The organism is Streptomyces hainanensis (assembly GCF_004348415.1).
GTDB lineage: Bacteria > Actinomycetota > Actinomycetes > Streptomycetales > Streptomycetaceae > Streptomyces > Streptomyces hainanensis.
This window is the reverse complement of sequence record NZ_SMKI01000287.1, coordinates 1-10199: the sequence shown is the minus strand read 5'-3', so window position 1 is coordinate 10199 and position 10199 is coordinate 1. Positions and strand designations below refer to the sequence as shown.

Sequence of the window (10199 nt, the reverse complement as noted above, 5' to 3'; positions counted from 1 at the left end):
GGGGAAACCCCCGGCCGCGGGGCCCGCGCGACAGTGCGGGTCGGTGAGGGGCGGGCCGTCTCGGATGGTGATACGGGCGTGGCGGACGCGGCGGCCCGCGTTACGCTGGCCAGGCGATGCGTTTCGGGATCCTTCTCCTTAGCCGCCGCGGCGAGGGTCTGTAGTCACGCCACCAGGCGTCACCAGGCCGACCCCCTCCCCGCGGAGTCTGGTGCTGCCCGTCGGCCTTTTCGATCACGATCCCCGATCCACGAGCCGTCGCAGGAGACCGCCATCATGAGCGCCACCGGCAAGCCCACCCCGCTGACCAGTGCCACCGTCCGGCAGCAGGCGTCCGGCATGCCCATCCATCGGTATCGGCCGTTCGAGGCCGTCGAGATCACCGACCGCGTCTGGCCGACCCGTCGCGTCACCGCCGCGCCGCGCTGGCTGTCCACGGATCTGCGGGACGGCAACCAGGCTCTGATCGACCCGATGTCCCCGGTCCGTAAGCGGGCGATGTTCGACCTGCTGGTACGCCTGGGCTACAAGGAGATCGAGGTCGGCTTCCCGGCCTCCGGTCAGACCGACTTCGACTTCGTGCGGTCGATCATCGAAGAGGGCGCGATCCCCGAGGACGTCACGATCTCCGTGCTGACCCAGGCGCGTGAGGAGCTGATCGAGCGCACCGTGGAGGCGCTGGTCGGCGCCCCGCGGGCCACCGTGCACCTGTACAACGCCACCGCGCCCACCTTCCGCCGGGTCGTCTTCCGCGGCAGCCGGGACGACGTGCGGGGCATCGCGGTGGACGGCACCCGCATGGTGCTGAAGTGCGCGGAGAAGCTGCTGGACGACCGGACGGTCTTCGGTTACCAGTACAGTCCGGAGATCTTCACCGACACCGAGCTGGACTTCGCGCTGGAGGTCTGCGAGGCGGTGATGGACGTCTGGCAGCCGGAGGCCGGCCGCGAGATCATCCTGAACCTGCCGGCCACCGTGGAGCGCTCGACGCCGTCGACGCACGCTGACCGCTTCGAGTGGATGTCGCGGAACCTGTCGCGCCGCGAGTTCGTGTGCCTGTCCACGCATCCGCACAACGACCGCGGCACGGCGGTCGCGGCCGCCGAGTTGGCGCTGATGGCCGGCGCCGACCGGGTGGAGGGCTGTCTGTTCGGGCAGGGCGAGCGCACCGGCAACGTCGACCTGGTGACGCTGGGCATGAACCTGTTCTCGCAGGGCATCGACCCGCAGATCGACTTCTCGGACATCGACGAGATCCGTCGTACCTGGGAGTACTGCAACCAGATGGAGATCGCGCCGCGCCACCCCTACGTGGGCGATCTGGTCTACACGTCCTTCTCCGGCTCCCACCAGGACGCCATCAAGAAGGGCTTCGAGGCGATGGCCGACGAGGCCGCGGCGGCCGGCGTCGGCGTGGACGAGCTGACCTGGGACGTGCCGTACCTGCCGATCGACCCGAAGGACGTGGGCCGCTCGTACGAGGCGGTGATCCGGGTCAACTCGCAGTCCGGCAAGGGCGGCGTGGCGTACGTGCTGAAGAACGACCACAAGTTGGACCTGCCGCGTCGGATGCAGGTGGAGTTCTCGCGGATCATCCAGGAGAAGACGGACGCGGAGGGCGGCGAGGTCACCCCGGCGCAGATCTGGGAGATCTTCTCCGACGAGTACCTGCCGGGCGTCACGGGCTGGGGCCGGATCGCGCTGCGCGAGGCGCAGGCGTCGACGTCGTCCGAGGGTGCGGACGCGCTGACCGTGGAGGCCGTGGTGGACGGCGTCGACACGGTGCTGACGGGTTCCGGCAACGGGCCGCTGGCCGCGTTCTTCGACGCGCTGGGCTCGGCGGGCGTGGTCGCCGACGACGTGCGGCTGCTGGACTACGTCGAGCACACGATGAGCGAGGGCGCCGGCGCGAAGGCCGCGGCGTACATCGAGTGCGCGGTCGGTGACCGGGTGCTGTGGGGCGTGGGCATCGACGCCAACATCGTCCGTGCCTCGCTGAAGGCCGTGGTCTCCGCCGTGAACCGGGCCGCCCGCTGACGTTCTTTGTCCTGACGGAGTACTGACGCCCGCCCTGAAGTGTGGCTAACATCACGCGAACGGCAATGTTGCCAGTGGGTGACGGAGGTACGGCGTGGTGCGCTCCAGGGTGGCAGGCGTCCGCACGGCATGGCGGGTGATCGACGACGGCGACTTCTTCTGCGCCGCGTGTGGCGGGGACCGCTGTTACCGGCGGCTGGCGGGCCGGCGGCGGCTGACGCTGCTCGGCGTGCCGGTGCTGCCGCGCGGCACGGCGGATCCGGTCGTCGAGTGCGCGTCCTGCCGTGGCCACTTCCCGTTGGAGACGCTGTCCCGGCCGACGACCACCCGGCTCGCGGCGCTGCTCAGGGACGCGGTGCACGCGATCGCGCTGGCGCTGCTGGCGGCGGACGGCGGCTCGTCGGCCGCCGCCCGTCGCGGCGCGGTGGCGTCCGTCCGGGCCGCCGGCTTCGCCGACTGCACGGAGGAGCGGCTGTTGACGCTCCAGGCGGCCATGGCCTGCCGCCAACCGGCGCGGCTCGACGAGGAGATGTGGGAGGCGCTGGCCTCGCTCACCCCCCACCTGTCGGTGCCCGGCCGCGAGAACCTGCTGCTGCACGGGGCGCGCGTCGCGTTAAGCGACGGCCCGTACAACGCCGCCGAGCACGAGTTGTTGTCGACGATCGGCGAGGCGCTCGAACTGCCGGTCACGGACACCGAGCGGCTGCTGGCGGCGCAGTCCTGAGCGCCGTGGCCGCGTCGGTCGGCGAATCCCCGGTGAGGTAGCCCCGGGGCGTGGTGCCGACGGTCCGCCGGAACGCGGCGAGGAACGCGCTCGCCGTCGCGTAGCCGACGGCGTGGGCGACCCGGGACACCGGCTCGCCGTCGGCGAGGAGCGACAGCGCGGCCCGCAGCCGGGCATGGCAGCGCCAGCGGTCGAAGCTCATGCCGGTGTCCTGGACGAAGAGCCTGGTCAGGGTGCGGCGGCTCACCCCGACGGCCCTGGCGTGGGCGTCGAGGCTCCGGCGGTCGCCCGGGTCGGCGAGCAGCGCGTCGGCCACGGCCCTGACCCGCTCGTCGGTGGGTTCCGGCACGTCGATGGGCAGCGCCGGCAGGGGGTGCAGCAGGTCGGGCACGACGGCCTCGGCCCGCAGCCGGGCGTCGTCGGCGAGGTCGTCGCGGCCGAGGTGCGTGATCAGTTGGGCGAGCAGCCCGTCGACGCCGACGGGGGTGGGTTCCGGCCAGTCCACGACGCACCGGTCCCTGGCCAGGTAGAGGCCGCTCAGCACGGCGTCGCGGGTGGCGCCGGTGCGGTGGGTGACGCCCGCCGGCAGCCACAGCGCCCGGGTGGGCGGCAGCACCCAGTAGGTGTCGTCGACGGCGACGCCGAGCACCCCGCGTCGGGTCCAGGCCAGTTGGTGGTGGTCCGGGTGGCGGTGCGGGGCGATCCACTCCCCGGAGGCCAGCGGGAACCGCTTCACGACGATCGCGCCCACGCCGTTCGGGACGGTGTGGGAGGTGTCGGAAGTGTCGGAGGTGTGGGAGTGGTGCTCCTCGGTCACGGGAACCATGCTATGTCCTCGATGCGATATGGCCTGGCCTCATAGCGGATGGTGGACAGCGGAGGCCGCGGCCTAGCGTCGCCGTATGTCCATCCCCTCCCCTTCCCGGCCTTCCCGGCCCTCCCGGTCCGCTGTCGACATGTCGGCGAAGCCGATCGCCGTGGGTCGGCGCACGCCGGCCCTGGTGGTGCTGTGCGCCGTGCAGTTCATGCTCGTGCTGGACGACACCGTGGTGAGCGTCGCGCTGCCGAGCATCAGGGACGAACTCGGCTTCGGCACCGCGAACCTGGCCTGGGTCGCCAACGCGTACTTCCTCGCCTTCGGCGGGCTGCTGCTGCTCGGCGGCCGCGCGGCCGACCTGTTCGGCCGCCGTCGGGTGTTCCTGTGCGGCGTGGCCCTGTTCGGCGCGGCCAGCCTGGTGTGCGGGCTGGCCGGGGAGCCCTGGCAGCTGGTCGCCGGCCGGTTCCTCCAGGGCGCCGGCGCGGCCCTGGCCAGCCCGGCGTCCCTGTCGCTGATCACCCTGCTGTACCCGGGCCCGGAGGAACGTGCCAGGGCGCTCGGCGTCTGGGGCGGCATCGCGGCGCTCGGCGCCACGATGGGCCTGGTGCTCTCCGGGGTACTGACCGGGCTGGCCTCCTGGCGGTGGATCTTCCTGGTCAATCTGCCGGTGGCCGTGCTCGCCCTGGCGCTGCTGCCGCGCCTGGTCGCCGAGAGCCGGGCGGGCCGGTCGGGCCGCGCGGCGCGCCTCGACGTTCCGGGCGCGGTGCTGGGCACCGGCGCCCTGTCCCTCCTCGTCTACGGGCTGCTCCAGGCCGGCGAGGCGGGCTGGAGCGCCCCGGCCGCCGTGGTGCCCCTGCTGCTGGCGGTCCTGCTGGCCCCGGCCTTCCTCGTGGTCGAGTCACGGAAGCGGGATCCGCTGGTGCCGCTGTCGTTCCTGGTCGTCAGGGTCCGGGCGGTGGCCAACGGCGCCACCCTGCTGTTCTCCGCGGCCTGCTACGCGATGGCCTTCCTGCTGATGATCCAGTTGCAGACGGTGCTCGGCTACGAGCCGTTGACGGCCGGGCTGGCCTATCTGCCCTACGGCGCCGGGATCCTCACCGGGATGTGGTTGTCGTCCCGGGCCCTGGCCCGGCTCGGGGCGCGCTCGGCCCTGGTGCTGTCGTTCCTGGTCAGCGGGGCCGGGCTGCTGCTGCTCGCCGGGATCGCGCCCGGCGACGGCTACGTGTCGGGGGTGCTGCCCGGCCTGCTCGTCACCAGCCTGGGCTGCGGTCTGAGCCTGCCGGTGCTGACGGTGGTCGCGGTCGCGGGCACCACGGAGGAGGACGCCGGGCTCGGCTCGGCCCTCCTCACCTCCGTGCAACAGCTCGGCGGAGCCGTGGGGTTGGCGGTGCTGGTGGCGCTGGCCGCCGGCCACGGCCCCACCGCGACCGCGGGCTACTCGCTCGCCCTCACCGTGGCCGCCGCCCTCCTCGGGCTGGGTGCCGTGCTGATCGCCGCGCTGCTCGGCCGGCACCCGCTGGGCGCCGGCGCGGCCCACACCACAGCCCACACCACAGTCCACGCCCCGGGCTGAACGGCCCGGGGCTGAACGACCGGGGCCGGGTGCCGTCCGGAGGTCAGAAGCCCAGGCGGCGCAGTTGCTTCGGGTCGCGCTGCCAGTCCTTGGCGACCTTCACATGCAGGTCGAGGAAGACGGGCGTGCCGAGCAGCGCCTCGATCTGCTTGCGGGCCTTGGTGCCGACCTCCCGCAGCCGCTGGCCCTTGGGGCCGATCACGATGCCCTTCTGGCTGGTCCGCTCGATGAAGAGGTTGGCGTGGATGTCGAGCAGCGGGCGGTCCGCCGGCCGGTCCTCGCGGGGCAGCATCTCCTCGACGACGACGGCGATGGAGTGCGGCAGCTCGTCCCGCACGCCCTCCAGCGCGGCCTCCCTGATCAGCTCGGCGATCATGACCTGCTCCGGCTCGTCCGTGAGGTCGCCCTCCGGGTAGAGCGGCGGGCCCTCGGGCAGCAGCGGCACCAGCAGGTCGGCCAGCAGCGACACCTGCCGGTCCGCGACGGCCGAGACGGGCACGATCTGCGCCCACTCGATGCCGACCTCCTTGCCCAACTGGTCGACGGCGATCAGCTGTTCGACCAGTGCCTCGGAGGTCACCAGGTCGGTCTTGGTGACCACGGCGATCTTGGGGGTGCGGTGGATTCCGGCCAGCTCGCGGGCGATGAAACGGTCGCCGGGACCGATCTTCTCGTTCGCGGGCAGACAGATGCCGATGACGTCGACCTCGGCCCAGGTGGTGCGGACGACGTCGTTGAGCCGCTGGCCGAGCAGGGTGCGCGGCTTGTGCAGCCCGGGGGTGTCGACCAGCACCAGCTGGGCGTCGGGGCGGTGCACGATGCCGCGGACGCTGTGCCGGGTGGTCTGTGGACGGTTGGAGGTGATGGCGACCTTGGTGCCGACCAGTGCGTTGGTCAGCGTCGACTTGCCGGCGTTGGGGCGGCCGACGAAGCAGGCGAAGCCGGAACGGTAGTCGTCCGGGACGTCGGCGAAGGCGTCGGCGAGGGAATCGGGAAACTCAGGGGTGCTCATGACGCGGGGATCGTCGCACGAAGCCCGCCGTCCGGGCCAGCCAGCAGGACGGGGGTGCCGGCGCCGCCGAGGTCGCGGACGGCGGCGAGGTCGTCGGTGGACAGCGCGTCGGCGGCCGTGACGACGGCCGCGGCCTCCAGGGAGGCGGCGCCGCTCGACGCCGCCATCACCACGGCGGCGCGCAGCGCGCTCAGCCGCAGCGAGTCCAGGGCGACGGTGGTGGCCACGTAGGTGCGGCCCGTCTCGTCCCTGACCGCCGCCCCCTCGGGCACGCCGTTGCGGGCCCGGGCGCTGCGCGCCAGGGTGATGATCTTGGTGTCCTCGGGGTCAACGGCGTCTGTCATGCCCCCGAGCTTAACGGGGCCGTTCGGGGGAACCGGCCGGAGTCCGATCGGAGTCCGGTCGGACTCCGGTCAGAGGTCCGTGGTGCCCGGCTGGTCCTGGCGGGGCGCGGGCGAGCGGCCGTCGCAGACCTGTTCCAGCTTGCGTACGGCCCGGTCGGCGATGTCGGCGACGTCCCCGGTGCCGCTGTCGTCGCGGCCGGCCTGGGCCACCCGCACCAGGTGGGGGCCGACGCGGGCGACGACGAGATCGGCGACGACCTTGGCGTCGCCGCCCTCGCCCTCCGCGGCCTGGCGGTTGAACCGGATCGCGGTGCTGTCCTCGCCGACCTCGTCGACGTCCAGCGCGGCGGCCTGGTAGGTGATGGACGAGTCGCCGCCCGGCGATCCCTCCCGGGTGTGGATGGTGGCGCACGCGGACGTGGCCTCGCGCAGCCCGTCGAGGGCGCCACGGGCGGACTCCTCGTCCTCGTGGGACGCGACGACCGTGGTGACGAAGGGCCCGCTGCGGGTCTTGGCGAAGCCGGCGCTGGCCTTGGTGTCCTCGGCGCTGTCGAACAGCTCCTGGCAGTCGCGTTCGGTGGGCTCCGGCACGCCGAAGCCGCGCTCGCGGGCCGAGCGGGCGCTGTCGCTGGCCCACCCCTCGGGAAAGTCGACGGCGTCCAGCAGCGCGACGCGCAGCTCCTTCTCGGAGAGCGCGCCGGCGGCCACCGGCCGTCCTGGCACGACGGCGGTGGCCGCCAGGACCACGGCGGCGACGACGGCTATCCGCAGATGCGAGTACATGGCTCCCATGGCGCCACCGGAACGACGCGGCGGCCACCGCCGTGAGGAGGGCCGCCAGGGCGGTCGCGCCGGCGCCCTCGGCCAGGGTGTGGGCGTCGCGCATCAGCCGCCACTGCGCGGCGGCGATGGCGTCGTCGTCGACCAGCAGGAAGTCCGTGAGGTGGGCCCGCATGATCCGCTGGGTGAGGTCGAAGCCGGCGCCGGTGGCCAGGCCCTCGACGCGGGTGCGGTTGGGGCGGGTGAGCAGTTGCCCGGCCCGCCAGGAGTCGTGTGCGGCCGGCGAGGCGGCGGACTGGACGCCGTAGACCCGACAGTCGGGGGCGATCGAGGCGGCCACCAGACAGGCGGCCGCGGCGCCGCTGCCGCCGCCGACCGGGACGATCAGCGTGTCGGTGTCCGGGGCCTGCTCGAAGATCTCCAGGAAGGCGGTGGCGACGCCGGCGATCAGCTCCGGTTCGTTGGCCGCGCTGACCAGCCGCATGCCGCGCTCGGCCGCCACCCGCTCCGCGTGCGTGGCGGCCTCGCCGAGGTCGGCGCCGGCCTCGATGAGCTCGGCGCCGAGCGCCCGCACGGCGCTGGCCTTCGCCGGGTTGGGGTCGGTCGGCATGACGATCACGCAGGGCGCGCCGAACCTGGCGGCGGCGTAGGCGAGCGACTGGGCGTGGTTGCCGGTGGAGTAGCCGACGATGCCGCGGGCGCGCTGGGCCCGGTCCATGCCGGCGAGCAGCGTGAGGCCGCCGCGCACCTTGAAGGCGCCGGTGGGCTGGGTGTTCTCGTGCTTGACCAGCACGGTGGTGCCGGCTCCGGCCGCCGCGTCGAGCGCGGGGTAGGACCACATGGGGGTGGGGGGCAGGTAGTCGGCCAGCAGCCGTCGCGCGCGGAGCGCGTCGGTGATGGTGGGTGGCGCGGTGGGCGGAGAGAGAACGGCCATGTCAGCACGGTGACATGATCGCGACCAATAGATCCAATGCTTGTTTTCTCTGGAAGTATCGATATTGCCTATGATTCGGTCATGCTCGACCTGACCCGGCTCCGTGTGCTGGTCGCCGTCGCCCGCGAGGGCTCCGTGACGGCGGCGGCCGAGGCGCTGCACTACGCCCAGCCGTCCGTCAGCCATCACCTGGCGAAGCTGGAGGCCGAGGTCGGGGTGGTGCTGATACGGCGGGCCGGGCGTGGCGTGATCCTCACCGACGCGGGCCGGCTGCTGGTGGCGCGCGCCGAGGAGATCCTGGGGCAGGTGGAGTCGGCGCGGGCCGAGCTCGCCGCGCACGCCGGCCTGCGAACCGGGCGGGTGCGGCTGGCCGCGTTCCCCTCGGCGCTGGCCACGCTGGTGCCGGCGGCGGCCGCCCGGTTGGCGGCCGCGCATCCGGGGATCGAGCTGGCGCTGACCGAGGCGGAGCCGCCGGAGGCGCTGACGGCGCTGCGGAACGCCGACGTGGACGCGGCGCTGATCTTCGAGCACGACGACCCGGTGCGCGGCGACCGCCGGAACACGACGGTGACGCCGTTGCTCGACGAGCCGCTGTACCTGGTCACGGCGCGCGGCGGGCGCTTCTCGGGGCCGCGCAGGGAGCTGGCCACGCACGCCGGGCAGAGCTGGATCGCCGGCTGCGAGCGGTGCCGCGAGCATCTGGTGTCGGTGTGCGAGCGGGCCGGTTTCACGCCGCGGATCACGTTCGAGACGGACGACCACGTGGCGGTCCAGGCGTTGGTGGCGGCCGGTCTCGGGGTGAGTGTGCTGCCGGGTCTCGCGCTCCAGGCACACCGGAACGAGGGTGTGGTGGTCGACCGGCTGCCGGGCGACCGGCGGCGGATCTCGGTGGCGATCTACGGCGCGCCGCCGGCGGCGCGCCCGGTGCGGGCGTTTCTCGACGTGTTGGAGGCGACCGTCGGGGCGCACAGTTGGTGAGGGGGCCCCGACGCGAGGTGGGGTCGTGCCCGCGGCGCCGATTCGGTGGCGACCGTGGCGGCGGGCACGACCCCGGGGAGAGCCGGACCGTCAGCTCTCCGGCGTGAGGCGCCGGCGGGTGGCCCCGTAGGCCAGCGCGCCGAACGCGGTCAGGGCGGCGGCGGTGCCGAGCGCGGCCGGCAGGTCGCCGCTCGTGCCGGTGCTGGCGAGCGCGCCGCCGACGGCGCCGCCTCGGGCGCCGGTCTGGGTGCTGGGCGCGCCGGTGCCGTTGTCGTCGTCGTTGCCGTTGTCGTTGCCGTCGTCGCCGAGGTCGGCACCCTCCACCAGGGCCACGCTGACGGTGACGGGGTCGAGTTCCTCGCCGGCCGAGTAGAAGCCGCCGAACGCCTCGGCGCCGTCGGCGGTGAGCGTGGCGGGCACCGCGTCGAGGGTGAGGACGTCGTCGACGGGGTTCAACGCGTCGGCGGGCACGTCGAGTTCGGCGACGGTGATGGCGTCGTACTCGGTGACCTCGCCGCTGGTGCGGTCCTTCGAGGACACGTCGGCGATCAACTCGCCCTCGGTGCCGTCGATCTCGACGGTCAGTTCGGTGAACCGCAGGTCGAGCGCGCCCTCGTGGCCGGTGAAGCGGACGCCGCCGGTGAAGTCGGCGTCCAGGGCGGGCGTCGCGGGGTCGAACTCGCCGCCGGCGACCGGGAAGCGGTAGCCGTCGGCGATCTCGCTGGCGCCGTCGGAGAGTTCGACGTCGCCGTTGGCGATCGGCCCGGTCACGTAGGTGCGGAAGGACTCCTTGACGCCCCAGTCGAGGCGTCCCTCCTGGACGGTCCCCGAGGTGTCGGGGTCCGGGGCCGGATCTTCGGGGTTCTCCGGCTCCTCGGGGTCGGCCGAGCGGGCGGTGTCGAAGCCGAGCACCTCGGAGCCGGGGCCGATCCGGGCGGCGGCGTACGGCAGACCGGGGAGGTGTTCGTCGAGCAGGGGGCGCACGGCCTCCTCGTAGAGC

General features: G+C 73.5%; 9 protein-coding genes and 1 pseudogene. 4 read left to right on the top strand and 6 right to left on the bottom strand.

Annotated features, from left to right (window positions below):
• Nucleotides 1-276: 276 nt before the first annotated feature.
• Nucleotides 277-2037 carry a 2-isopropylmalate synthase gene (gene leuA, locus E1283_RS23855; RefSeq protein ID WP_132820186.1) on the top strand — a complete coding sequence of 587 codons (1761 nt, stop codon included), beginning with the start codon at nucleotides 277-279 and terminating at the stop codon, nucleotides 2035-2037.
• A gap of 94 nt (nucleotides 2038-2131) precedes the next feature.
• The gene (locus E1283_RS23850; protein ID WP_132820185.1) at nucleotides 2132-2761 is read left to right on the top strand and encodes a TerB family tellurite resistance protein; all 630 of its coding nucleotides are present in this window, start codon (nucleotides 2132-2134) and stop codon (nucleotides 2759-2761) included.
• On the opposite strand, the gene E1283_RS23845 is transcribed toward E1283_RS23850, so the two are convergent.
• Nucleotides 2724-3578 carry a helix-turn-helix transcriptional regulator gene (locus E1283_RS23845; protein ID WP_243745056.1) on the bottom strand — a complete coding sequence of 285 codons (855 nt, stop codon included), beginning with the start codon at nucleotides 3576-3578 and terminating at the stop codon, nucleotides 2724-2726. The two genes, E1283_RS23850 and E1283_RS23845, sit on opposite strands and share 38 nt — an antisense overlap.
• Before the next feature lie 139 nt (nucleotides 3579-3717).
• On the opposite strand from E1283_RS23845, the gene E1283_RS23840 reads away from it, so the two are divergent.
• Complete coding sequence (locus tag E1283_RS23840; protein WP_132820183.1) at nucleotides 3718-5151, top strand: MFS transporter; 1434 nt, start codon at nucleotides 3718-3720, stop codon at nucleotides 5149-5151.
• 43 nt (nucleotides 5152-5194) lie between these two features.
• On the opposite strand, the gene era is transcribed toward E1283_RS23840, so the two are convergent.
• The 4 genes and pseudogenes from era to E1283_RS38935 form a co-directional block, all read right to left on the bottom strand.
• The gene (gene era, locus E1283_RS23835) at nucleotides 5195-6163 is read right to left on the bottom strand and encodes a GTPase Era (RefSeq protein ID WP_132820182.1); all 969 of its coding nucleotides are present in this window, start codon (nucleotides 6161-6163) and stop codon (nucleotides 5195-5197) included.
• Nucleotides 6160-6507: a cytidine deaminase gene (locus tag E1283_RS23830; protein WP_132820181.1), complete on the bottom strand. Its 348-nt coding sequence runs from the start codon at nucleotides 6505-6507 to the stop codon at nucleotides 6160-6162. The genes era and E1283_RS23830 overlap by 4 nt, the downstream gene beginning before the upstream one ends.
• 69 nt (nucleotides 6508-6576) lie before the next feature.
• Nucleotides 6577-7299: a hypothetical protein gene (locus E1283_RS38940; protein WP_243745057.1), complete on the bottom strand. Its 723-nt coding sequence runs from the start codon at nucleotides 7297-7299 to the stop codon at nucleotides 6577-6579.
• 73 nt (nucleotides 7300-7372) lie between these two features.
• Nucleotides 7373-8128: pseudogene (locus E1283_RS38935) on the bottom strand (threonine ammonia-lyase); the annotation flags it as partial.
• Between the two features lie 174 nt (nucleotides 8129-8302).
• Between E1283_RS38935 and E1283_RS23820 the strand changes: the two are divergent.
• Nucleotides 8303-9199: a LysR family transcriptional regulator gene (locus tag E1283_RS23820; protein WP_132820179.1), complete on the top strand. Its 897-nt coding sequence runs from the start codon at nucleotides 8303-8305 to the stop codon at nucleotides 9197-9199.
• 90 nt (nucleotides 9200-9289) lie between these two features.
• Here the strand turns inward: E1283_RS23820 and E1283_RS23815 are convergent.
• Nucleotides 9290-10199: HtaA domain-containing protein (locus E1283_RS23815; RefSeq protein WP_207930505.1), on the bottom strand; the 910-nt coding region annotated here is incomplete at its 5' end.